Here is a 24,047-nt window from a genome sequence, read left to right as displayed (position 1 = left end):
AAAAACTGTCTCCGGAGAAAATATGAATAACTCATAAAAATAGTTTTTCACTTTTCCTGGGACAGTTTTTTTATACTTATTGTTTACAATTTAACTTCTATTTCTCTTTTCTTTTTTTCAATGCCGCTTTTACCCATCCTGTAAATAATGGATGCGGTTTTATTGGTCTACTTTTAAATTCAGGGTGATATTGACAAGCTATGAAATAAGGATGATCTTTTATTTCAACAACTTCCACATAATTTCCATCAGGCGAAAGTCCCACTATATCCATTCCGGCTTTTTCAAATTCTTCCTTATATTTATTGTTAAACTCGTATCTATGTCTATGTCTTTCATTTATAGATGTTTTACCATAAACTCTTGCCGCATGGCTGTCATCTTTTAAAATACATGGATAAGATCCAAGTCTCATTGTTCCACCTAAATATTCAAGCCCTTCCTGTTCCTCCATAAGACTGATTATTGGATATTTTGTATCGCTATCAAATTCAGTTGAAGTTGCCCCTTCATATCCAAGGACGTTTCTTGCAAATTCTACACATGCCATCTGCATTCCAAGACATATTCCAAAGAATGGGATTTTATTTTTTCTTGCAAACTCTATTGCATCTATTTTCCCTTCTATTCCTCTGTCTCCAAATCCACCTGGAACAAGTATTCCATCATAATTTGCAAGTTTTTCTATTTCAAATTCTCCAGCCTTCAGATAATCAATTTCAACCTTTGTATCAAGATTAAATCCGGCATGTTCAATTGATTCTGTTATACTTATATAAGCGTCCTTCAATTCTACATATTTTCCTACTACTGCTACTTTTATAAGCTTTTTAGGGTGTTTAAATTTTTCCACCATTTTATTCCATTCAATAAGAGCAGGTTTTTTATTTTCTATTTTAAAATGTTTACAAATTACATCTGCAAGTCCAAGTCTTTCCATTGTTAAAGGTATTTCATACAGAGTTTCTGCATCAAGGGATTCTATTACAGCTTCTTCATCTATATCACAGAATATCGATATTTTCTTTTTAATATTCTGATCTACAGGATGCTCACTTCTTACTATAATCACATCTGGAGAAATTCCAAGTCCCTGAAGCATTTTAACACTGTGCTGTGTAGGTTTTGTCTTTAATTCTCCTGCAGCTTTCAGATAAGGTAATAAAGTTACGTGAATATAGGCTATATTTTCTCTTCCTACTTCCCTTTTAAGCTGTCTTATTGCTTCTATAAAAGGATCGCTTTCTATATCCCCTATTGTTCCTCCTATTTCTGTGATAACTATGTCAGACTGGCTTTCTTCCGCAGCTTTCATAATATTATACTTAATTTCATCTGTTACGTGAGGTACAGTCTGAACTGTTCCACCTAAAAATTCACCTTTTCTTTCTTTAGAAATTATTTTTGACATAATTTTTCCAGTAGTAAGGTTATTATATCTAGTAAGATCTTCATTTATAAATCTTTCATAATGGCCTAAATCCAAATCTGTTTCAGCACCATCTTCAGTTACAAATACTTCTCCATGCTGGTAAGGGCTCATTGTTCCAGGATCGACATTTATGTATGGATCAAATTTCTGTATAGTTACCTTGTATCCTCTTTCTTTTAAAAGTCTTCCTAATGAAGATGCCACTATTCCTTTTCCTAACGAAGAAACTACACCTCCTGTGACAAAAATATATTTTGTCCCGTCAATTTTCGTTCTCATTTTTCCTCCTGAATATATTTTAAATTTATTATTTATCACGAACTGCTTTTTATCTGTATATCTTTTAATATAAGGATTTTACTGCTATGATATCATTTTAAATAAAAAAGATGAAAAAAAAAATTTTCATCTGTCATGTAACAATTTACTTTAGTTATTCATCATTCTAAGTCGGTCATAACAACCGACTTAGAACTTAATTTTTATTTTAAAGGTCAATCATCAAATCGATTATTTTCTTTCAGCACCTTTTTTGTAAGCACCTTCAGATCCAAATACATTTTGAATTTTTTCCTTGTAGTAGTTTTTCATGTAATTTTTTGCAGGCCCTAAATATTTTCTAGGATCGAATTCTCCTGGTTTATTTGCAAATACTTCTCTTATTCCAGCTGTGAAAGCTAATCTTCCGTCAGTATCAACGTTTATTTTAGCAACTGCTGATTTAGAAGCTTTTCTTAATTCTTCATCAGGTATACCGATTGCATCTGCAATTTGTCCACCATATTGAGTTATCATTTTTACGAATTGTTGAGGTACTCCTGAAGATCCGTGTAATACTATAGGGAATCCAGGTATTCTTTTTTCAATTTCAGCAAGAATATCCAATCTTAATTTAGGATCGTCTCCTGGTTTAAATTTATGTGCTCCGTGAGAAGTTCCTATAGCAATTGCTAATGAATCTACTCCTGTTTTAGATACGAAATCTTCAACTTCATCAGGTTGAGTGTAAACGTGTTCAGCTGCTACAACGTCATCTTCGATTCCAGCTAAAACTCCTAATTCAGCTTCAACTGTTACGTCGTGCTGGTGTGCAAATTCTGCAACTTCTTTTGCTTCTGCAACGTTTTCATCATATGGATGGTGAGATCCATCATACATTACTGAAGAGAATCCATATTCTATGCAATCTTTAGCTGTTGCAAAGTTTGGACCATGATCTAAGTGTAACGCTACCGGTATATCTGATCCTGAAGCTTCAACATATGCAGTTGCAGCTTTAGCTAACCAAGGTAACATTTCTTTTCCAATGTAATCTCTTGCCCCTGTAGATACTTGAAGTATTACCGGCGACCCCATTTCAACACATGCTTCTATAATAGCCTGTAATTGTTCCATGTTGTTAAAGTTAAAAGCCGGTACTGAGTATCCTTCCTTGTTCGCTTTTGCAAACATTTCTTTTGTGTTGCTTAATCCTAAATCTTTAAAATGATATTTCATTTTAGCCTCCTAATATTAATAATAAATTTTGCTAAACTATTTCATTTCCTTAATACATATTAGCAAATTTTACTCAAAATTGCAATATTATTTAATTTTTTTGTTTAAAACATTATAAGATTTTTATTTCCCTAATTTTTTTCCTGCATTTCAATCTTTATTCTGCTATTTTCAATAAGTTCTTCAACTGTGCCACTTCTCAAAACATTTTTATCAGTGAACCCTGGAATTCCTGTCACTCTTCCTCTGTTTGAAACTTGCCATATAATCCATCTGTCATCTTCAGCAAGTTTAGGAATATATTTTATGTCTCTTATCCACAGCCTATTATCCGGAAATTCTCCCTTTATATAGGCATTATATGTGTGATAGGTTACATATATTATGACTCTTTTTTTATAATGTCTTTCCAATTTTTCTATCATATCCTTCAATTCTTTTATAACCACATTTTTTGGATACTTAGTAGGTATTTCCAGATCGATTACCGGCGGAAGAACCTTATCTGAATCAGGTACCATGCTTATATAGTAATCTGCCTGTGCCTCTCCACTGCTTAACATTGAAAAAAAATGATAGGCTCCTACTGTAAATCCATTCAATCTTGCATTATTCCAGTTATAAAGAAAATCACTGTCAAGGAAATCTTTTCCTTCGGTAGCCTTCATAATAATAAATTTATACTTTCTGTCTACCCTTTTCCAGTTTATTCTTATCTGATGATGTGAAACATCCAGCCCTTCAACATTATAATGCAATACCTTGGCAATAATATCATTGTGATATACATATCCTGAACGTTCAAGATAAACTACTGCAGCTCCGAGAATTATAAGAAAAACTAAAATTTTTAAAAATTTCTTCATCCTAACTCCTCTTCAAAATTAAGGATTTTATGTTTCTTTTGGTTCGTAAATTTTTTTATTTTATAACTGTCATTCCACCCATATAAGGTACTAGTACGTCAGGTACTTTTATACTTCCGTCTTCCTGCTGATAATTTTCCATTATAGCAAGTAAAGTTCTTCCTACTGCCAGTCCAGAACCATTTAACGTATGCACAAATCTACTTTTTCCAGTTTCTTTTACTCTGTATTTTATCATTGCACGTCTTGCCTGGAAATCCTCAGTATTTGAACAAGAAGAAATTTCCCTGTATTTATTCTGACTAGGAACCCATACTTCAAGATCGTATGTTTTTGCCGCACTGAATCCTATATCTCCGCTGCAAAGTGAAATTACCCTGTAAGGAAGTTTTAATTTCTGTAATATTGCTTCGGCATTATTTACCATTTTTTCAAGTTCTTCGTAAGAATTATCCGGATGAGCAATTTTCACCATTTCTACTTTGTTGAACTGATGCTGTCTTACAAGTCCTTTAAGGTCTCTTCCTCCTGAACCTGCTTCCTGTCTGAAACATGCAGTAAATCCACAGTAATATCTAGGAATTTCTTCTTCATCCAGAATTTCTCCATTATGAAGGTTTGTAAGTGTTACTTCTGCAGTCGGTATTAAGAACAGGTCTTCTCCTTCTATTTTATACATATCATCAGCAAATTTAGGTAACTGCCCTGTTCCCATCATTATTTCCCTCTTGGCAAGCTGAGGTGTCATTATTTCTTCATATCCATGTTCTGATGTGTGTGTATCCAGCATAAAGTTAATAAGAGCTCTTTCAAGTCTTGCTCCTGCTTTCTTATATACTGTAAATCTTGATCCGCTTAATTTTGAACCTCTTTCAAAATCAAGAATACCAAGAGCTGTTCCAAGTTCATCATGAGGTTTAGGAACAAAATCAAATTTTGTAGGTTCTCCCCATTTTCTCACTTCAACGTTGTCATCCTCATCTTCCCCTATTGGAGTGCTTTCATGAAGTCTGTTAGGTATAGTGTAAGCTAATGCAAGCTGTTTCTCATCAATTTCTGCAAGTTTCTGATCCAGTTCCTTTATTTTAGCACTTACACCCTGCATTTTTTCCAGTAATTCTGTTGCATCTTTTCCTTCTTTTTTATATTTTCCTATAAGTGAACTTGATTCATTTCTTTCCTTCTTCAGCATTTCCACTTCCTGAAGAACTTCCCTTCTATCTTCATCCAGCTTTAAAAAAGCATCCAGATTAAAGTCACTCTTTCTATTTTTCAAATATTCCCTTACCTTATCGGTATTTTCTCTTATATATCTTGTTTCAAGCATAATGTTCTCCTTTTCCTTTTCTATTTAGTTGTTTTTGTAAAATAATCATAAAGTTTTTTCTTACTTTCTGACAGCTCTGCATATTCTTTCTCTTCATTAATTTCAAAATTTATTTTTCTGACATTTTTTATATCATATTTTTTTACGATTTCATCATATTTTTCAGTATATATTTTTTTATAAAGCAAATCAGCCTTGTTTTCCATAAAATATTTCATATCCGATTCATTTTCATAATCTAAAAATTCCCTGTCTGATTTGATAAAATAATTAATTATATTTTTTATGATTTCATCCCTAAATATTCTGTTTGCTGAAAAACTTCCTTCTTCATTTTTATCAGTTTCATTAAGCATTTTTTCAGCAAAATAAGTTTTTATAAGTTTATTACAGTCACACGACACAAGAGCAAAATTATACATTATTTCCAAAAATACTTTTTTATCCCTGTACATAAGCTCATTTCCAAGTTTTACCGAATGTTCTGCACTTGCATTAATTAAAGCTCTTCTGTAACTGTCCTTTAATTTTGAAAATTCTATTTTCGACATTCTGTCTATACGTTTTTCTTTTTCCTTATAAGTTTCTGAAAATTCCTCTTCTAAAATCTTTTCAATTTCTTCGTCCTTATTTTCAGTTCCGCTATAATAAATATTTGCCAGTTCCAATATAAAAGAAGGCTCTTTTCTTATTATTTTAAAATTTTTATCAACTGTAAAGTATTTCTTTTTCGAAAAACAGTTTTTATATTTTAAAATAAATTGAAAAAAATCAGCTGTTTCTTTAAATATTTCCATTGTTTCTATTTTATTTTTTATTCCCTCTTCCAAATAAATGATGCCTCCTTTTCTATTTTTTAAATATTCTATTTATTGTTTAAAATATTAATTACACTATTTTGAATCCCATTTTTAAAACAAGAAGCTTATCTATCTTTTCATTAATTTTTACTATATCTTTTTCTGTAGTTACAATATAATCGTAATCTTTTCCCTTTTCTGAAATATTGTTTATTTCTTCCGGTTTATAGAGATGATGATCTTCAAATTTAATTTCTTCTATCTCAGAAGGTTCCAGCCTTTTTACAGTTTCATAAAATATTTTAGGATTTGCAATTGAGGAAAAAATGAGTATTTTTTTATCTTTTACTATACTAAGCTCCTTTTCTTCCCCATTCATATTGTAAAAATTTTCTTCAGAAAAAGTTGCAACAGATATTTTTTTTCCATATTTTAATAATTTCTGTTTTATTTTTTCAAGTGATTCATTATTTATATAATTGCTTTTAGTTATTATAAGTTCATCTGCCCTTTTTAAGGATTCAAGTGATTCCCGCAATCTCCCCTTTGGAAGATAATCATTTCCACCAAAAGGATTTGTTGCATCTATAAGTATAATATTCCTGTCCTTTTTCAGTTTTCTATGCTGAAATCCGTCATCCATAATTATAATATCAACTTTACAGATATCACGCAAATATACTGCTCCCTTGTATCTGTCCTTTGACACTGCAACAGGTACTTTAAGATTCAGGGCATGAAGATATGCTTCATCTCCAGACTCGGCAGAGGTTGCCAGTATTTCCTTATCATTTCTCACTAACAGCAAATCCTCTTTTCTTTTACCCTTATATCCTCTACTCAAAATCCCTACCTTTTTACCTTCATTCAAATATTTTTTTACAAAATACTGAACAGCAGGAGTTTTCCCTGTACCACCTGCGACAACGTTTCCTATGCAGATTACTTCCACACCTTCAGCTTTTTTTGATTTTAATATATTCAGGTCATACAGCTTATTTCGTATAAAAATTACCGAGCCATAAATAAGTGATAGTATTTTCAACAATATCTGCATCTAATTCTCACCTCTGTTTTCAGTTAAATTTTTATAGATTTCTTCAAGTCTCCTGAATCTATTTTTTATTCCCGATTTTGAAATTGACATTAAATCTGCAAGTTCCTGCAACGACATTTCTTCATTTTCAAGACGACTAACTGCGGTTTCCCTTAATACATCCGACAGTTCTTCCAGTCCAATTTCTTCATCTATTTTATTTATTATTCTAATCTGTTTTTCTGCAGCAGAGAGTTTCTTTGTCTCATTTGCAATTTCCCAGTTCATATTTCTATTAATTTTATTTCTTATTTCCTTATTTATAGTTACTTCTTCAAATTCGAAAAAGGAAGTTAATCCACCGATTAAAAATATAATATCCAGTATATCCTCAGAATTTCTAAGATACACAAGACTTTTATTCTTTTTCTCAGTCTGGAAGACTCTCTTTCCCATATTCTTAAAAAGGTAATAAAGATATGTTGCCGCATCTTCGGTGTCTATAAAGAAATCCAATGCATAACCTTTTTCAGGTGATTTTACATATCCACAGCAGAGAAAAAAACCTCTTATTATTCCAGCGAGCTCCTTTTCCGTTTTTTCTGTGAAAAAACTCTTATATGAAAACAGTTTTTTTATAAGCTCCCTATATTCCTTTTCTTCTGTTGCCATGAGATGTATTTCATAAACCTTATGTACACCAAGCCTTTTACTCATCACATATTTCAGCTGAATATCAAGTTCTGTCACAGATTTCAGTCCCGAATAAACTCTTTTTGCCAGTGATATGTTTTCTGTACTGAAGTGTATTCCCTGTTCAGTTATTACATCCCTGGCAATAAAAATTCCAAAAAGTTCGGCAAGAATCTCCTCCCTGTCTGTAACTGATTTCCCGAAAATTTCCCTTTTCAAGTCTACCGAATAGGACATTTTTGCCTCCTTTCTAGAAAATTCCAGTTAGCTAAAACAAACTTCCATCAATTACCTGACTTTATCTTATTAAATTTCCCATTTCATCATAATATTTCCAGTTTCCTACTTTTTTCCCTTTTTCCAGTTTTCCTTCAAATCTTAAAGTTCCATTCTGGTCGTATCCCTTTACACTTCCATCTTTATCATTCATGTTTCCTTCGTAAAAAACAGCCCCAGTATCATAATATACTGTCATTTTCCCGTCAACTATGTCATAGCTATAGTTTATAACTGATTTTTTCTGACCATTTTCATACCATTCAGTAAATGTTCCCTGTCTATATCCGTCTGAATAGTTACCTGACAGTTTTTTTCTTCCTGAAGAGTAGTAGCTGTTCCAGTTTCCTGATTTTCTGCCATTTGCGTAATTTCCAACTGTTTCTTCCACTCCGGTTTTTGTATAGTAATTTACAAATTTACCATTTAACTGACCATTTTTATATGTATGTTTTTTCCATAGATACCCTTCTTCAGTATAAGTTTTCCATTCCCCTTCTTTTTTACCATCTTCATATCTTCCTGACATGAATGTATTTCCATTTGCATAATATTCTTCATATTTACCGTCTATAAGGCCTTTGCTTACTTTAGTTACAAGTATTCTTCCGCCTCCGTCAGTTATTCTTAAATCTTCCGAGCCTGTAATCACTTCAGCTCCATTTTCCCTCTTTACATTTACGCTGTCACTTAACCCTCTATCATAATTAAGTAATTCTATTTTCCCGTCATTTATTCTGTAATTTCCTGCATTAATATTTTTACCGTATACTGCAAGTGATAAAAAAAACATCAACGTTACTAATAAATTCTTTATCCTTTTCATTATTCTTCTCCTTATGTCTATAATTTATCTTTTATATTATAGCAAATTTTTTTGCTTTTTTAAACCGAGAATTTATTTATTTGTTACATTTATCTCTTGCAAGTCAAACATTAACAATATATATTCAAACTTATTTTCTTTCTATACTTTTAAAAAAAATGTTGATTTTTAATAATAAATTGGTGTATAAAATATGTGTGGGAAGTTCTCAGTCAGACTGAGAAAAAAATTGAAAATTTAGAGAGGAGAAATATTATGTCTAAAGAAACACTGAATCCTTTTGAGATTGCTCAAAAGCAGGTAAAAGCAGCGTGTGATAAATTAAATGCAGACCCGGCTGTATATGAAATTTTAAAAAATCCTATGAGGGTGCTGGAAGTTTCATTCCCGGTTAAAATGGATGACGGTACTGTTAAAACATTTACCGGTTACCGTTCTCAGCATAACAATGCAGTAGGACCTTTTAAAGGAGGAATAAGATTCCATCCAGGTGTAACAAGAGATGAAGTTAAAGCATTGTCTACATGGATGACTTTCAAATGTTCTGTTGCGGGAATACCTTATGGTGGAGGTAAAGGGGGAATTACCTTGGATCCTAAAGACTATTCAGCTGCTGAACTTGAAAGAATTTCCAGAGCTTATGCAGAAGCTATTGCTCCATTAATTGGTGAAAAAATTGATATACCTGCTCCGGATGTAAACACTAACGGACAAATAATGTCATGGATGGTAGATGCTTACGAAGGTGTAGTTAAAAAATCAGCTCCTGGTACATTTACAGGAAAACCTCTTGGATTTGGAGGATCACTTGCAAGAACTGAAGCTACAGGATATGGGGTAAATCTTGCAGCAAAACTTGCTCTTGAAAAACTTGGACAGGATATAAAAGGGGCAACTTATGCTGTGCAGGGATTTGGAAATGTTGGTTACTATACTGCTTACTACGCTCATAAGGCAGGGGCAAAAGTTGTAGCAATTTCAAATGTTGATACTGCAGTATACAATGAAAATGGACTGGATATGGAAAAAATAATCAAGGAAGTTGGATCTAACGGTGCCATTGCTGACGGTGTATACGGTAAGAAAATAACTAACCAGGAACTTCTTGAACTGGAAGTTGATGTTTTAGCTCCTTGTGCACTTGAAAATCAGATTACTTCTGAAAATGCAAACAGAATTAAGGCTAAAGTAATAGTTGAAGGTGCAAACGGACCTACTACGCCTGAAGCTGATGAAATTTTAAATAAGAAAGGTGTAACTATTATTCCTGATATACTTGCAAATGCAGGTGGAGTTGTAGTTTCATACTTTGAATGGGTACAGAATCTTCAAGGATACTACTGGAGCTTTGAAGAAGTTCAGGAAAAAGAAACAAATGTACTGAAAAATTCATTTAATGACATCTGGAATCTGGCAAAAGAATATAATGTTGATGTAAGAACAGCTTCTTATATGACAAGTATTAAGAAAATTGCCCATGCAATGAAACTAAGAGGATGGTATTAATTAAGTAAAAATACTCTGATATAACAGATATAGGATATATACTCGATGACTCAATAAAATTTTATTAAAGTTTAGAAATATATCCTATATTTTTTAATTTTATTTCTACTATTTTCAATATTTCTATGTCATATATAGTTCACAGGATAAGGTTTTCTTTAAAATAATATTGACATATTGAAGACTTTAATATATTATATAAAAATAAATTTAAAGAAATGAGGAGCTTAAAAAATGGAAAATATTATGAAAGTATTCGGTGAAAATGTTTTTACCGAAAGTAACTTAAAAAAGAGAGTTCCAAAATCAGTATTCGAAGAATTCAGACTTTCCCAGCTTGGATTAACTGAATTATCGAAGGAATCTGCTGAAGTTATTGCAAATGCAATGAAGGACTGGGCGACAAAAAGAGGGGCAACGCATTATTGTCACTGGTTTCAACCTCTAAATGACTTGACTGCAGAAAAGCACGATTCATTTCTGGAACCTACTGGGGATAAGGAAATTATTTATAAGTTTTCAGGAAGCAGCCTTATAAAAGGGGAATCTGATGCCTCCTCTTTTCCAAACGGTGGTTTGAGAAGCACTTTTGAGGCAAGGGGATACACAGTCTGGGATACAAGTTCATATCCATTCATAAGAGAAAATAAAAATGGAGTTACATTATATATACCTACAGCCTTTGTTTCATTTACAGGTGAAGCCTTGGATAAAAAGGTTCCACTGCTTAGAACAATGAAATATGTAGGAAAACAGTCATTAAGAGTTTTAAGGGCTCTAGGAAATAACGAATCACACCACGTATTCAATACTTTGGGAGTGGAACAGGAATATTTCCTTGTAAACAAGGATTTATTTGAAGAAAGGGAAGATCTTCTGCTGACAGGAAGAACTTTATTTGGTGCACCTGCTCCTAAGGGACAGGAATTAAGCGACCACTATTACGGAAAAATAAAGGAAAAAGTAATAAACTTTATGAGTGATGTCGATGTGGAACTTTGGAAGTTGGGAGTACCTGCCAAAACAAGACATAATGAAGTAGCTCCTAACCAGTTTGAAATAGCTCCACTATTTTCAGTAGCCAATCTAGCTTCAGATCAGAACCAGATTATAATGGAAACTATTGAAAAAACAGCACTTAGACATAACATGGTTGCACTGCTTCATGAAAAACCTTTTGAAGGTGTAAACGGTTCAGGAAAACATAATAACTGGTCACTTAGTACTGATGACGGAAGAAACCTTTTCAGTCCTGGGAAAGATCCACAGACAAATAAGAGATTCCTTCTGTTTGTATCAGCTGTAATTGAAGCTATAGACAGATATTATCCTTTGCTGAGAGCTACAACCGCAACTGCAACAAATGATCACCGTCTTGGAGGACACGAAGCTCCGCCTGCAATTATTTCAATCTTTTTAGGTGATGAACTGACAACAATTCTTGAAAATATTGCATTAGGTAAAAATCTTCCTGTAGCTGCAAGTTCCAAACTTGATCTTGATGTGGACGTTATTCCTTCATTAAGAATTGATGCCGGAGACAGAAACAGAACATCTCCGTTTGCCTTTACAGGAAATAAATTTGAATTCAGAATGCCTGGATCAAGCTCTACTCCTTCCACAACTGCAACTGCAATAAACGCAATTGTAGGAAAGGTTTTAAGTGAATATGCCGACAAACTGGAAAAAAGTGACAAGAAAAATTTAGATAAAACTATTGTAGAAATTATAACAGATGCATACAAAAAACATGGAAGAATTATCTTCAATGGTAACGGATACAGCGAAGAATGGCAGGAAGAAGCTAAAAGAAGAGGGCTTACAAATGAAATATCTGCAAATACTGCATTAAGAAAATATCTTGATCCGGAGATCCTTAAAGTTACTGAAGAAACTGGAATGCTTACAATACAGGAGTCTGCATCAAGATATAATGCCTATGCTGAAAGATACATTACACATTTATGCATCGAAGCCAGAACGCTAATTGACATGGCTAATAAATATATACTTCCTTTTGGTCTGAAATACGCAAACCTTCTGGCTGAAAATATTGAAAAAGTTGAAAAATTCTATCCTGAAGGTACAGAAGAACAAAAAGAACTTTTAAAAAGCGTGCTGACAGATATTTCCAATATACGTAAAGAAACAAAGCTTCTTGAAGCAAGAATTGCAGAAGTTAAAAAAGAGGAAAATCTTGAAAAGCAGACAGACATGGCTAAGGAATTTTTAGTTGAAGGACTTGAAAATTTAAGAGTTCCTTGTGATAATCTTGAAAAGATAGTTGACAATGAAATCTGGACATTGCCTACTTATACTGATTTACTGTTTAAACTATAAGACTTAATATGAATACAAAAAGCACTGACTGCCCAAATGGGAAAGTTAGTGCTTTTTACTTTTTCAAGATAAACTTTTTATAAATTCCATTTCTATATATGATCTTCCAGTTCTCTTACTTTACCTTGTTTTTTCCATAATGCCGCTATATACACAAAAGGCGTATCCATTACTGAAATAAATAATTCCAGGAAGTATGTTGAAAAGGCGATTACAAATAATTCACTGATTTTATATACTCCTGCAAATGCAAGAACTGTAAACAGGGAGTTATCAATTATCTGTCCAACTACTGTACTCAGATTGTTTCTAATCCAGATATCCTTGTAGCTTGGACGCCATTTTCTTATAACCTGATAGGCCCATACATCAAATAGCTGCGATATTATAAATGCTGTCATACTTGCCGCTGTTACTCTTATAACAGACAGTTCATTTAAAGCAAGTCCAAAAATAGGTTTCAAATGTTCCTGAAACTGATCAATAGATGCAGGCTTTATTGCTAATGCCCAGTTCATAACTATCGTAGTAAATACCATTGTAATAAATCCAATTGTAACTAGCTTTCTTGCATATTTTTTCCCTTCGACTTCAGATAAAATATCCGAAACAAGAAATACTCCTCCAAAAGCTATATTTCCCATTGTTGTTTCAACTCCAAATAAGTTCATCATTTTTAATACCTGTATATTTGCCAGTACTACTGACAGAGGAACAAATATAAGTAATCCTACTTTACCCCAATATTTGTAAGCAAATAAAACTGCAGTATAATTGAATAACATATACGCCAGCCAGAGCATTTCATTTGTTCCAAATTGAAAATTCTTAAAAAATTCTAACATCTTCTCCTCCATTTTATTTTATTTTTCACAAAAAAAATGTATCATCCCCTTTTTGACAACGATACATTTGTAAATCTGTTATCTTATTAAAGGTTTTTTTTATGGATGGATTCTCCCAAACATCCTGTTATTTCTAACTTTTATTATTTTCAATTGTATTTACTGTGTTATATTTTACAATTATTTAAAAAAAATTGCAATGTTTTTTTATTATTTATGTCAGAATTTTCTGTTTTCCAGATATTTCCCCACCTTCATTACTTTTAAAATCCACTAAATAAACACCTAAAATTTCACAAATAACCATTTTATCCCCCTCAAAAAATTAAGCATATCTTTTGATATGCTTACTGTAGTCCTTAAACGAATAAGGCTCTTTTATCTCCTCGAAACATCCCATCCTTAAACGAATAAGGCTTTTGATATAAGAATATTATAGTATTTACTTCTCAATTTGTCAATAGTTTTTTTAATTTATTTATAATTTTTTCAAAAAACACCTTTAAATTTTACTGTTTTTTATAAATTTAATTTAAAAAAGTAGTGTTCTTCACTTTCCACTGTTCCAATTTAATATGTACCCAGAACGAATAAATTCCTAATGTTACTATTATCAGTAACAACCATTTTATCCAGTTTCCAAATAATCCCATAGCTGTACCATTAAATTTTAATCTTTTTCCTTCTATAACTGTATGATTTATTTTCCATCCATAAATCATGCATATAGCCCAAGGAAAACAAATTCCAACAGTACATGTTGTTATAAAAGAGCCTAAAATAATCCAACCTATGTAACTAAGCAGACCTCCATCAAAATAACTTTTTTCTTCCATACTTCCTCCTTATAATTTTTTTTTAATTATGTCATAAAAAATAAATTTATAAAACTACTCTTCCCATTTACTTATTTCTCCGTTATCTTCTCCAGACTCCCATTCCCAGTCATCTGTTATTTCACCTTCATTTCTCAGCATTTCATCATATTCTTCTTTACTGTAGGATTCTGATTTCCCATTTGAATAGGAGTTTCCATAACTATTTCCTGAATTTCTTATCCTGTATTCGTATTCCTTGATTTCCCCTAATTTTTCCAGTTCTTCTTTTGAAAAAACAGCCCTATAATTATTTTTTTGATAATAATAAATATTTGATGCATCCGGATCATCTTTTTTGCCGCTTTCCTTTTTCTTTTCTTCCTCTTTTTTCATTTGTGATCTCAAACTGTCATAAGTATTCGCTTCACTTTTTTGAAGGTTTTCCATTATTTTTTCTGCAGCTTTAATTTCTTCTAAAGTCATTTCTTTTGAAGATGCTAAATCTGTATAATCAGTTGTTATAAAATTCCTGTATTCTTTATATTCAAAGGTTTTTTCATTACAAACCATAACATCGTTATAGTGACTGGAATGATTACTGAAAAGTCTACCATTAATAAGATGTATTCCATAACGATCATAATTTTTTGTTGAGTAAAGCCCATTTTTACTTCTTATTTCAAATCCCCTAAAAAAGTATAGCCATTCATTTTTGGAAATTTTGTATTTTACCATTTCATAAGCTTTAAGGTAGATAAATTTATCTGAGTATATTACATTTGTAGCAAATGTAAATTTTTTTGAATTTATAATATAATATTTTTCCGCCCTGATTTCAACAGGATTTTCAGGATTATCATTTTTTTCTACTATTACTTTTAAATTTTTGAACTTTTCATCTAAATCCTTTACTTGCTCTTTAATCCTTTCATCTCTTTTTTTTTCTACTAAAATTTTCTCTTTCATTGCTTTTTCAATTTTATATTTTTCATATATAGGAGTAAGATAAATTACCGATACAAATACAAAAAAGACTATAAATATAACTACAGATACTGAAATAAAGACCAATCTGATTTTTCCGTTATTACTTAATTCTTCATTTCTCCATTTCATGTTGGGACTCCTTATTTTACTTTAAATTTTCTTTTAAAATCATCATAACTGTTTACCCAGTCAAATCCTATATTTTTAGAAACAGCTTCAAAGTGTAGTTTACCACATTTTATTTTTCTTTTCTCAACATCTGATAAGTCCTTTTCTTCCTTGCCTACCTTTGTTTCAACTATAAAATAAATTCCTACATTATTTTTTTCATTTTCTAAAGAATTTCTATAGACAACAGCCCAGTCAGGTGAATAATTTCCATAAGGCGTATCTATTACAAAACCACCTTTTTTCAGCTTTGTAAATAATAACACATTGTCATTGTTTTCAAGCTTTTCTGCAAATTCTTTTTCTCCATCACTGTCAAGCTTATAATATTCATTTAAGCTGGTACTGTCTTTTTTAGCTTTAAACAGTCTTCTCTTATTATTCAGATCTTCTTCATTTATTTTATCCACTTCAAATATCTTTTCTCTTTCTGTTTCGTATCCATCTATCACTTCATATTCAAAAACTCTCTCAGCTTTCATATTCTTTAATTCTTCCAGCAGTATTTCAGTAACATCCTCCAGCACATCCTGAATATTTAAGGCATTTCTATTTTTTTCTTCAAGTCCTTTTATTATCTTAAGTATTGCCAATCTCGGTAACATTGTATGATACATAATGTAATTAGCTATTTCAAAATCATTTTTCTTTTCAGTAACAATATCAGACAATTCAACATCTTCATTTATCATTTTTTCAAGCTTAAACTTTCCGGTATTGTCATACTCTCCTTTAGAGTCTGTCAGCTCAACTATTTTCTTTAAATCAAAATCACTGATATGTTTATTTATTTTATCTATACTGCTTAAAATATACTTATCACTATCAATTTTACATTTATAGATGGCTTTTTTACTGAGATTTTTTCCTAATTCTTCAAAAATATCTTTAAATTCCTTTTCAGAAATAAAACTTCTCTGTTTATTAATAATCGGCTCATTATCTCCATTTGTTATTTCTATACGTTTTGTCCCCTTTTCTACCATATATTTTACAAAATTTTCCATAATTTGTGAAGAATGTTCTTCCAATATTTCGTCTGAAAATTTAATTTCCTTAATGGCTTCTGCTATTTTTTCAGTATCTTTTAAAAGAATATTATTATTATCCATTATCTTATTATTTACCAGTTCCTGCTTTAAATTATCTGCCAGTTCAGAAGTAACCTTTGATTTAGGAATCCCTGATTTCTCAAGTGTAAGTAAAATAATGTCTGATGTAACTTCATTTATATTTAGATTCCTATTGAAATCTTCCTGTAACATTCTTGAAAAATTTTCATAACTGTCATTTGCAATTACAGTAAGTTCATTCACATTTCTGTCTAGACATCTGTTTCCTGTCACATCTACAGGAAGTCTAAGTCCTCTACCTATTTCCTGCTTTTTGGCTATATCGCTACTTCCATTTTTCAATGTACACAATGTAAATACATTTGGATTATCCCATCCTTCCCTGAGGGCGGAATGTGAAAAAATAAAGGCAAGAGGTTCATTAAATGAAATCAGCTCATCCTTTTTTTCCAGAATAAGCTCTATTCCTCTGTCTATCTCTTCCTGTGATTTTGCCTTTACTGCACTTTCACCTTTATCAGAATTCCAGTCATCTACTTCAACTTCATTTTTCTTTTTATCCAGTGCAAAATAACCTTCCCTTACTAAATTTACATTTTCATAATTTGGAAAATAATTTTTATATTTCTCAATTTTTTCCCTGTATTTTTTTATAGCCATCCCGTATTCTTCATCAAATATTTTCAGATATTCCCCTCTTCTGTCCACTGCATCATTGTCACGCACTTTTTTAACTTCATCTATGAAAAATAATGTCAGTCCTTTTATTTTTCTTCCTTCATCTAAAATTTCAAACTGCTTTTCAAAATGATTTTTTATTGCTAATCTTATCTGAATGCGAATAATTTCCTTGTTTTCAAGCTTTTTATTACTTTCTCCCAGTTCCAGCTCAATATCTTCATTAGTGGAAGAAACTTTTAATGGATTTGCTTTATTTGGCTGTTCCGCAATAAACATATCCTTATACTGCGGTAATCCACCTGATAGTTCATACAGTGAAACTCCATTTTCCACATCAAAACTTTTAAACCTGATGCTTTCTCCCTGTATCTGAGAAAATATTTCAATCCTTGCCTTCAAATCCTTTGTAAAATGAGTATATCTGATATATGGATAATCTTTAGAAATCACTCCATTTATAGTTTTTACCTGTATTTTTTTTACCAGATCTTTTTTGTATGCTTCATAGGAATCCAGCTTATACACCTGATTGTAAAGATTTTTATGTGTTGCTGAGTAACGCAATGTAAATAATGGCTCCAGTTCATCTATTGCTTTTAATGATTGTGATTTTTTCTTTGCTGTACCTTCTATTTTCTGCGGTTCATCAATCAGTACAATAGGTCTTATAAATTTTATGTCATTCCATAAAACTCTACCATATTCGTCATCCTTACGTATTTTTGCTGTATCCTTGTTAAATGCCTGAATATTCAGAACACATATGCTTAAATCATTACTTTCTACAAAATTACTGCTCATTTTTCCCAGATTATTACTGTCATAAATAAAACTGTATTTTGACAAATCAACATTGTACAGTCTTTTAAAATGTTCTGTCAGCTGTTTTATAGATTTTTCCACTCCTTTACGGATTGCTATGGAAGGAACTACTATCATAAATTTCTTGAAACCGTATTCTTTATAGAGTTCCAGTATTGTACGTAAATATACGTAAGTTTTTCCTGTTCCTGTTTCCATTTCAATAGTAAAATCCCTCTCATGATTTCTATACGAAATCTCATCTGTAAATAACCCATTTCCCAGCTGTACTTTTTTCAGATTTTGAAGAAGTTTGTTTCCCTTTACAATATCTATATTTCTCACAGGATCTTTTTCTGTAATTCTTGTTTTTATTAATTTTTCAGCATAAATACTTCCTACCTCTTTTGGAAGTCCTCTGAAGAGTTCCACGACAGACTTTACTGCCTTTTTCTGATATTCCAAATTATCATCAAACTGAAATATTATTTTATTTGACATTTCATTTTCTCCTTTTGTTCTGTAATAAAAAAGCCTCCATTATCTTTTTTGATAAAAGAGACTATTAAAATCATTATTTTTAAAAATTATCTAATCTTAGTATCATTGTTTTTAAGTTATTTTCTGAAATAATTCTGTTATTCTTCATCCTTTGAAGAATATCCAAACATTTTTCTTATTTCTTCCGGGTCATCCACAATTTCAAAATCAACATCGAGTTTCTTAATTTTCTTTTTACTCTCCATTGCTTCCAGTACTTCATCTGCATATCTTGCAGGAATTCTCAAAGCATCAAGTAATATACTTTCTGTAGCCATGGTTACCACTCCCTTTTATCTGTTTTAATTTTTACCATAATATTTCTTTACTAACTTCATAGCTGCTTCATCATCTATATACATTTCAATATATGATAATTGTTTTGCTCCCAATATTTTTTTATAATGTTCTATTAAGTTAGTTTTCGCTAAAAATGAAGCATAGCCATCATAGCCTTTTTCGAAACTTATTCTTGCTATTTCAGCAAACAAATGCCCTCCGACTCCTAAATACTCTTTACTTTTTAAAAAATTTTTAGGATTATGACGATTATTAAATGGGGCAATTTCAACTAACACAACTTCTAATAATTTTCTTTCTTTATTTTCATAATATTCTACAATTCCCTGTAATCTTTTATCACTTTCAGCAAATAATCCTAAAATTTTATTTCCTTTTTTACTTTCCTCAATCCAATTAAACTCCCAATCTTTGAAATTATAATGCTGTGTATTAATTTCTTTTACTTCAGTTTTTACAATTTTATTATCTTTTGTTCTAATCAGACACTGAGTTAATAAATCTATATCTATTTCTATTAATTTTTTATACCTCAATTTAGCCCACCCATTTTTATTTCACTTTAAACATTTCCAATTCTTTTTCAGTTAAACCATTCTCAATATGATTTTTTTTAATATATTCGTTAGCTTTACGAATATCGTAATAGCCCTCTGTTTCTCTAGGTAATACATAGAAACCAATATCATCAAAATCCTTTATATTTTCAAAATCCATTTTTTCAAAAATTTTTTCAGCTTCAACTCTGTTACTAAACATTTTTACCACTCTCCCCTTTTTTAACTTTATTTTCATTTTTATGATACCATATCTGTTTTAGAGTGTCAATTAGATTTCTAACATATAATTCTAACATATAATCTGAAGATTAAAGCAATAAAAGGATTTTCTTTATTCTTCTATCAAATCATGTTCCACTAATTTTGCTTTTCCTGATTCAATATCTGCAATAACTTTTTCCAAATATTTTATATTACTTTCAGAATAAAATAATTCTTCTACTTCTTTTCCTGTATTTTTATCATTATTAGAATCAATCATTTTTTGTGTCATGCTAATCACCTTCCTTAGTTGTAGAGATATTTTATAATTTTGATTTTGTTAATCATTATCTTTACAAAAATTACACAATATATACATCTGTTATAATAATTTAAAATTGTCTTTTTTATTTAAAGTACTTATGTACAAAATCCAAACCACCTGTAAAAAGTATAGAAATCATTAAATTAATTCAACATAATTATTTTTAAATTTCCTTTCTTTAATAATGTTTTTATGTCTCTTTTTATTTAATTGTCATTGTCCTTTTCATCCCAAATACCTCATAATTCTAAGACAAATTTATAAAATCTAATTTTCTATTGAAATAATTGAATTTGCAATTCTTTTTTCTCCTCCTATCTCTGTTGTGTAATATCTTTCTTGAAGTCCGTACAACAATTCTTTTAATTGTTGCTCATCAGAAATTTTAAATTTGCCATTATCATATGGTAACTTTTTACAATATTTAGAAGTATAATTTAATAACTTTTTCTTCTTTTTTTCTGTTAAATTATTTAAAATTCCATTTACAAGTAAAATTCTTTTTCTATTACTTGACTTTATATCATTTTTAGTATATTTTTCATTATCTAATTTAATAAAATCATTTTTTAAAAAAATATTCATTTCTTCATCCGTTGCTTCTCTAAATAATTCATCTATACCGTTAAATATACTTGTTAGAATACTTAAATTCCTAAAATAAAATTTATTTTCTTTTATATCTAATATAGCATCAGGATAATCTTTAAATACTAGTAAAGGCTCACTTTCTAATAATTTATATTTTTTACTTTCTAGTGAAATCATTTTTTGTTTTATTATTGTAGATTTTGTTATTTTTTGAATATATACACAGTTATTTTTTTCATTTTCAATCAAAATATAGTGTAACTCTTTTATACAATTTTTTTCTAAATCATTGTATCCTGCGGTAGAAAAATTATTTTTTAAAATTTCTAAGCAATAATTTTGTTTTGTAAATTCTTCTATAAAGAACCATTCATTGTCAGATAATATTGTGTTAGAATCGTATTTAATACTTTCTATTTCTTTTAATTCTATATTATATATCTCTTTATTTACCTTTGTTAATATAGTTCTGTAATCTAATGAGCGTTCTATCTTTTTATTCAATTTTCCTATTATATTTATCATCTTTTCTCCTCGTCAAAATATACAAAATTATTTATTCTTCGTAATCTTTCAAAATTTATCAGTTCATTAGTTCTTATTTCTTTTCTTGAAATTAAAAATATTTTTGTTCCTCTTTCAGTTCGTACATTGTAAAAGTGATATTTAAAGAATAATAATACTGGGTTATAATACTGTACTCTTGTCAAACTAACAAAAATAAGAATTAATGTAAAGACTGTTATTGCTATTTTTAAACTTCCTAAACCTAATGCTACAAAAAAATAACCTAAATATACCGATAAAAATTCTCCATCCAAATTTTCTATTTCTTTTACATCGTATAATTTATCTTTTGAATATATCTGAAATTTTTCTAATTGTATAATTTTTATCTCAATATATGTCAAACAAATTTGTAAAATAATAAAAATAATTACAACTATTTCAAAAAAATACTTATATTTGAGAATTAATCCATAAAATAATTCTTCTTTATCTGTATTATCTAAAATATATATCAATATCATCCAAGATATTGATAAAAATGATAAAATAAAATTATTCATTTGTTTTATCATGATTTCTCCTTACTTTATAGCTGTTTGTAAAAGTCTAAAAATTCCAATAAATATAGAATCTGAATATTTGATTTTCTTTTTTCCAACTCTCTGACAAAGATCTTTAATCCCTTATTATTATGTATTTTTTACTTTTACAATTACCTATATTAAATAAACTAAATTTACTATTCAGACTCTTCATCTAAAAATTCTATTTTTAAGATTTTATGTCTCCCATCTTTAATTTCTTCGTATATTAATTTTCCTACTATTTCATCTTCAATTAAAATATTACAAGGAAACTTATTTTTATTTTCTTGTGTTGGAATCTTAAAACAAGAGCCTAAATTTACATCTAACATTTCATTGTATTTTCTAAATTCATTTTTTAATGCTGTGGTTGAACCTATAACTATCTTATTTTCTAATTCTTTTCTTATTTTTTCTGATATCTCTTTTTCTATTTTCATTTTTTCATTTCCTTCCTATTTTTATTTTATTTTTTTACCTCTTCTCCTCTCCTAAATAAACTCAACCCTATAACTAACCTTACTCTCCCCTGAATTTCTCTCAATCAGACTTCTCAACTTCCTAAAAGTCTCATCCTTCAATGAAATATTATCCTTAAATGCTGAATCCCTAAATACAAATTTTATCGGTAACGGATCTAATGAAGCTAATTTTTCTACCATTTCCTCTGTTATTTCTGTTTCAAGGCAAATCAAGTATGTACTTGCATACAGATAAGTTCTATTTCCAATATCTGTCAACACTTCCAGATTTTCTGACAACGGAACATCATTCTGTCTTAACATTATTTCATAAACAATATCAATATCATTGCTTCCAAGCACAAAATCCAATGAATCAGGGTCATCAAAAGAATATTGACTTTCTTCATTGAAATTCTCCAAGTCGTACCATTTTATATTTGTATCATCCACTTTAAATACTTTAAATCCAATATCTGGAACTTTTTTTGGTTCTTCTCCAAGTTTTAAATTTGAATTATATTCTTCTATTTCCTGTTTTATCTTTTCTCCAGCACGTCTGATTCTCTCTTTTCCAATTTCTGCAATATTTTTATATCCAGCCTTAAATGCTTCTGATTTTTCATCAGTTGTTTCAGGTAATTGAACCATTATATATTTTCTATTTCCATTATCTTCACTGTTTAGTTTCATAACGGCATGTGCTGTTGTTGCTGAACCTGAGAAAAAATCAATCATTAAATCTCCCTTATTCATTCCAATAGAAACTAAATATTTTAACATATTTACTGATTTGGGATAATCAAATATTTTAATATTATCAAATAATTTTTTTAATTCATTTGTTCCAACTGAAAACTTTTGTATATTTTTAGGTGGATTATATCCTGATTGCTTAAAATATACATTAAATTTATCATTTATTTTTTTTACAATTATTTCATTTTTTCTTTCAGAAAAAGTTTCAAATCCCCATCTCCATCTGTGCAACTGATTATTTTTAATTCCTGGTCTAATTGGTATGTATCCATTTTCAATTAATTCTTTCACATCCTGATACACTTCCTCTTGAATATTTGAAAGAATTTTATTTTTATTATAGTCTTTAACTGGAATAATATCATTTGTCTCTGTATTATAATAGATTGTATATCCCATATCTGGTCTTGTTATCAATGAAGTAGGTGCATCTGATAAATTTCTCAATTCTTCATTCGCTTTATCTACTTTATTAATGCTTACTCTATCTATTAATTTTGAATAAACCAAACAATACTCTATATTCTTCTGCAAAAGAACTCCTTCACCATTTTGACTAGCTCCTGTTATATTCGAAATTACCCCGACAAAATTCTCCTCCCCAAAAATCTCATCACACAATCTCTTTAGGTTAGCCTGCTCATTATCATCAATACTTATAAATATAACTCCCTCATCAGTCAGTAAATCCCTAGCCAGTTTCAATCTTGGATACATCATATTTAACCAGTTTGCATGGTACCTGTTAGTTGACTTCTGATTTTTCTGCAGTTTTTCATTATTTTCTGATATTATTCCCTCTGCCTTGTCGCTCTCTTCCTTGTCCATTTTAAAAGTATCATTATAGACAAAATCATTTCCCGTATTATACGGCGGGTCAATATATATCATTTTTATTGAGTTGTAATAATTCTGTCTTAACAGTTTCAATACTTCCAGATTATCTCCTTCAATATAGATATTTTCTGTTGTATCAGCATTTTTACTATCTTTTTCCACAAATTTCAATGTTTTATTTCCTATCCCCTGCTGTACTCTTTTTTTGGCATTTTGTTTCCCTGCCCAGTTTAACTCATATTTTTCAGTTGTTACTTCTTCAAAATCTCCCAGTTCTTCCTTTAATGCTTTTATATCCAGCTGTCCATCCTTTACAGCAGATGGAAATAATTGTTCTAGTGCTTTTAAATTATCATTTACTATGTCATTTATCTCTTTTTTTATTTTATTATTTTCCATTTTTCCTC

Annotated in this window: 22 protein-coding genes; 2 read left to right on the top strand and 20 right to left on the bottom strand. The window is 30.1% G+C overall.

Annotated features, from left to right (window positions below; all coding sequences use genetic code 11):
• Positions 1 to 97: 97 nt before the first annotated feature.
• The 8 genes from HMPREF1984_RS05230 to HMPREF1984_RS05195 all read right to left on the bottom strand — a co-directional run bounded on the left by HMPREF1984_RS05230 (position 98) and on the right by HMPREF1984_RS05195 (position 8,753).
• Positions 98 to 1,711, bottom strand: coding sequence for a CTP synthase (locus HMPREF1984_RS05230; RefSeq protein ID WP_036099842.1), 1,614 nt, complete (start codon positions 1,709 to 1,711; stop codon positions 98 to 100).
• Between the two features lie 231 nt (positions 1,712 to 1,942).
• Positions 1,943 to 2,929 (bottom strand): class II fructose-bisphosphate aldolase, encoded by a 987-nt coding sequence (locus HMPREF1984_RS05225; protein ID WP_021766874.1) that lies wholly within the window; start codon positions 2,927 to 2,929, stop codon positions 1,943 to 1,945.
• A gap of 131 nt (positions 2,930 to 3,060) precedes the next feature.
• Complete coding sequence (locus HMPREF1984_RS05220; RefSeq protein ID WP_021766873.1) at positions 3,061 to 3,795, bottom strand: GH25 family lysozyme; 735 nt, start codon at positions 3,793 to 3,795, stop codon at positions 3,061 to 3,063.
• A 55-nt stretch (positions 3,796 to 3,850) separates the two neighbouring features.
• Positions 3,851 to 5,122: a serine--tRNA ligase gene (gene serS / locus HMPREF1984_RS05215; RefSeq protein ID WP_021766872.1), complete on the bottom strand. Its 1,272-nt coding sequence runs from the start codon at positions 5,120 to 5,122 to the stop codon at positions 3,851 to 3,853.
• 20 nt (positions 5,123 to 5,142) lie between these two features.
• Positions 5,143 to 5,952, bottom strand: coding sequence for a hypothetical protein (locus tag HMPREF1984_RS05210; protein ID WP_021766871.1), 810 nt, complete (start codon positions 5,950 to 5,952; stop codon positions 5,143 to 5,145).
• A 58-nt stretch (positions 5,953 to 6,010) separates the two neighbouring features.
• Positions 6,011 to 6,967, bottom strand: coding sequence for a tetraacyldisaccharide 4'-kinase (gene lpxK, locus HMPREF1984_RS05205; protein WP_036099882.1), 957 nt, complete (start codon positions 6,965 to 6,967; stop codon positions 6,011 to 6,013).
• A gap of 12 nt (positions 6,968 to 6,979) precedes the next feature.
• Entirely contained in the window at positions 6,980 to 7,888 is a 909-nt protein-coding gene (gene whiA, locus HMPREF1984_RS05200) for a DNA-binding protein WhiA (protein ID WP_021766869.1), read from the bottom strand.
• Between the two features lie 61 nt (positions 7,889 to 7,949).
• Positions 7,950 to 8,753: a toxin-antitoxin system YwqK family antitoxin gene (locus HMPREF1984_RS05195; protein ID WP_021766868.1), complete on the bottom strand. Its 804-nt coding sequence runs from the start codon at positions 8,751 to 8,753 to the stop codon at positions 7,950 to 7,952.
• Positions 8,754 to 9,008: 255 nt separating this feature from the next.
• Here HMPREF1984_RS05195 and HMPREF1984_RS05190 point away from each other — a divergent pair, with 255 nt between their 5' ends.
• Positions 9,009 to 10,259, top strand: a complete 1,251-nt coding sequence (locus tag HMPREF1984_RS05190) for a Glu/Leu/Phe/Val dehydrogenase (RefSeq protein WP_036099838.1) — start codon at positions 9,009 to 9,011, stop codon at positions 10,257 to 10,259.
• 234 nt (positions 10,260 to 10,493) lie between these two features.
• Positions 10,494 to 12,599, top strand: a complete 2,106-nt coding sequence (locus tag HMPREF1984_RS05185) for a glutamine synthetase III (protein WP_021766866.1) — start codon at positions 10,494 to 10,496, stop codon at positions 12,597 to 12,599.
• A 92-nt stretch (positions 12,600 to 12,691) separates the two neighbouring features.
• Here HMPREF1984_RS05185 and HMPREF1984_RS05180 read toward each other — a convergent pair whose 3' ends face one another.
• The 12 genes from HMPREF1984_RS05180 to HMPREF1984_RS05130 all read right to left on the bottom strand — a co-directional run bounded on the left by HMPREF1984_RS05180 (position 12,692) and on the right by HMPREF1984_RS05130 (position 24,039).
• Positions 12,692 to 13,444 (bottom strand): queuosine precursor transporter, encoded by a 753-nt coding sequence (locus HMPREF1984_RS05180; RefSeq protein WP_051314463.1) that lies wholly within the window; start codon positions 13,442 to 13,444, stop codon positions 12,692 to 12,694.
• 527 nt (positions 13,445 to 13,971) lie between these two features.
• Positions 13,972 to 14,280 carry a DUF898 family protein gene (locus tag HMPREF1984_RS05175; RefSeq protein ID WP_021766864.1) on the bottom strand — a complete coding sequence of 103 codons (309 nt, stop codon included), beginning with the start codon at positions 14,278 to 14,280 and terminating at the stop codon, positions 13,972 to 13,974.
• A gap of 54 nt (positions 14,281 to 14,334) precedes the next feature.
• Positions 14,335 to 15,378, bottom strand: coding sequence for a hypothetical protein (locus tag HMPREF1984_RS05170; protein ID WP_021766863.1), 1,044 nt, complete (start codon positions 15,376 to 15,378; stop codon positions 14,335 to 14,337).
• A gap of 11 nt (positions 15,379 to 15,389) precedes the next feature.
• Complete coding sequence (locus HMPREF1984_RS05165) at positions 15,390 to 18,473, bottom strand: DEAD/DEAH box helicase family protein (protein WP_021766862.1); 3,084 nt, start codon at positions 18,471 to 18,473, stop codon at positions 15,390 to 15,392.
• A gap of 137 nt (positions 18,474 to 18,610) precedes the next feature.
• Positions 18,611 to 18,790, bottom strand: coding sequence for a hypothetical protein (locus tag HMPREF1984_RS05160; RefSeq protein ID WP_021766861.1), 180 nt, complete (start codon positions 18,788 to 18,790; stop codon positions 18,611 to 18,613).
• Positions 18,791 to 18,814: 24 nt separating this feature from the next.
• Positions 18,815 to 19,348, bottom strand: a complete 534-nt coding sequence (locus HMPREF1984_RS05155) for a hypothetical protein (protein ID WP_021766860.1) — start codon at positions 19,346 to 19,348, stop codon at positions 18,815 to 18,817.
• 16 nt (positions 19,349 to 19,364) lie between these two features.
• Positions 19,365 to 19,571: a hypothetical protein gene (locus tag HMPREF1984_RS05150; protein ID WP_021766859.1), complete on the bottom strand. Its 207-nt coding sequence runs from the start codon at positions 19,569 to 19,571 to the stop codon at positions 19,365 to 19,367.
• Between the two features lie 132 nt (positions 19,572 to 19,703).
• A complete protein-coding gene (locus HMPREF1984_RS11515; protein WP_021766858.1) occupies positions 19,704 to 19,865 on the bottom strand; it encodes a hypothetical protein in 162 nt (53 codons plus the stop codon).
• A 300-nt stretch (positions 19,866 to 20,165) separates the two neighbouring features.
• The gene (locus HMPREF1984_RS05145; RefSeq protein WP_021766857.1) at positions 20,166 to 21,014 is read right to left on the bottom strand and encodes a hypothetical protein; all 849 of its coding nucleotides are present in this window, start codon (positions 21,012 to 21,014) and stop codon (positions 20,166 to 20,168) included.
• On the bottom strand, positions 21,011 to 21,571 hold the full coding sequence (locus HMPREF1984_RS10920) for a hypothetical protein (RefSeq protein WP_021766856.1): 561 nt from the start codon (positions 21,569 to 21,571) through the stop codon (positions 21,011 to 21,013). Before HMPREF1984_RS10920 ends, HMPREF1984_RS05145 begins: the two co-directional genes overlap by 4 nt.
• Positions 21,572 to 21,738: 167 nt before the next feature.
• Positions 21,739 to 22,023, bottom strand: a complete 285-nt coding sequence (locus tag HMPREF1984_RS05135; RefSeq protein WP_021766855.1) for a hypothetical protein — start codon at positions 22,021 to 22,023, stop codon at positions 21,739 to 21,741.
• Between the two features lie 51 nt (positions 22,024 to 22,074).
• Positions 22,075 to 24,039 carry a site-specific DNA-methyltransferase gene (locus HMPREF1984_RS05130; protein ID WP_021766854.1) on the bottom strand — a complete coding sequence of 655 codons (1,965 nt, stop codon included), beginning with the start codon at positions 24,037 to 24,039 and terminating at the stop codon, positions 22,075 to 22,077.
• Positions 24,040 to 24,047 lie beyond the last annotated feature (8 nt).

The sequence above is a fragment of the Leptotrichia sp. oral taxon 215 str. W9775 genome, assembly GCF_000469505.1.
Classification (GTDB): Bacteria; Fusobacteriota; Fusobacteriia; order Fusobacteriales; family Leptotrichiaceae; genus Leptotrichia_A.
This window is presented reverse-complemented; position numbering and strand designations above follow the sequence as displayed.

Coding starts and splice junctions, on each gene's coding strand:
- HMPREF1984_RS05220 (WP_021766873.1), bottom strand. CDS start 3,795: ATGAAGAAATTTTTAAAAATTTTAGTTTTTCTTATAATTCTCGGAGCT.
- HMPREF1984_RS05230 (WP_036099842.1), bottom strand. CDS start 1,711: ATGAGAACGAAAATTGACGGGACAAAATATATTTTTGTCACAGGAGGT.
- HMPREF1984_RS11515 (WP_021766858.1), bottom strand. CDS start 19,865: ATGACACAAAAAATGATTGATTCTAATAATGATAAAAATACAGGAAAA.
- HMPREF1984_RS05180 (WP_051314463.1), bottom strand. CDS start 13,444: ATGTTAGAATTTTTTAAGAATTTTCAATTTGGAACAAATGAAATGCTC.
- HMPREF1984_RS05190 (WP_036099838.1), top strand. CDS start 9,009: ATGTCTAAAGAAACACTGAATCCTTTTGAGATTGCTCAAAAGCAGGTA.
- HMPREF1984_RS05185 (WP_021766866.1), top strand. CDS start 10,494: ATGGAAAATATTATGAAAGTATTCGGTGAAAATGTTTTTACCGAAAGT.
- HMPREF1984_RS05175 (WP_021766864.1), bottom strand. CDS start 14,280: ATGGAAGAAAAAAGTTATTTTGATGGAGGTCTGCTTAGTTACATAGGT.
- HMPREF1984_RS05225 (WP_021766874.1), bottom strand. CDS start 2,929: ATGAAATATCATTTTAAAGATTTAGGATTAAGCAACACAAAAGAAATG.
- HMPREF1984_RS05150 (WP_021766859.1), bottom strand. CDS start 19,571: ATGTTTAGTAACAGAGTTGAAGCTGAAAAAATTTTTGAAAAAATGGAT.
- serS (WP_021766872.1), bottom strand. CDS start 5,122: ATGCTTGAAACAAGATATATAAGAGAAAATACCGATAAGGTAAGGGAA.
- HMPREF1984_RS05135 (WP_021766855.1), bottom strand. CDS start 22,023: ATGAAAATAGAAAAAGAGATATCAGAAAAAATAAGAAAAGAATTAGAA.
- HMPREF1984_RS10920 (WP_021766856.1), bottom strand. CDS start 21,571: ATGATAAAACAAATGAATAATTTTATTTTATCATTTTTATCAATATCT.
- HMPREF1984_RS05145 (WP_021766857.1), bottom strand. CDS start 21,014: ATGATAAATATAATAGGAAAATTGAATAAAAAGATAGAACGCTCATTA.
- whiA (WP_021766869.1), bottom strand. CDS start 7,888: ATGTCCTATTCGGTAGACTTGAAAAGGGAAATTTTCGGGAAATCAGTT.
- HMPREF1984_RS05160 (WP_021766861.1), bottom strand. CDS start 18,790: ATGGCTACAGAAAGTATATTACTTGATGCTTTGAGAATTCCTGCAAGA.
- HMPREF1984_RS05170 (WP_021766863.1), bottom strand. CDS start 15,378: ATGAAATGGAGAAATGAAGAATTAAGTAATAACGGAAAAATCAGATTG.
- HMPREF1984_RS05165 (WP_021766862.1), bottom strand. CDS start 18,473: ATGTCAAATAAAATAATATTTCAGTTTGATGATAATTTGGAATATCAG.
- HMPREF1984_RS05130 (WP_021766854.1), bottom strand. CDS start 24,039: ATGGAAAATAATAAAATAAAAAAAGAGATAAATGACATAGTAAATGAT.
- HMPREF1984_RS05195 (WP_021766868.1), bottom strand. CDS start 8,753: ATGAAAAGGATAAAGAATTTATTAGTAACGTTGATGTTTTTTTTATCA.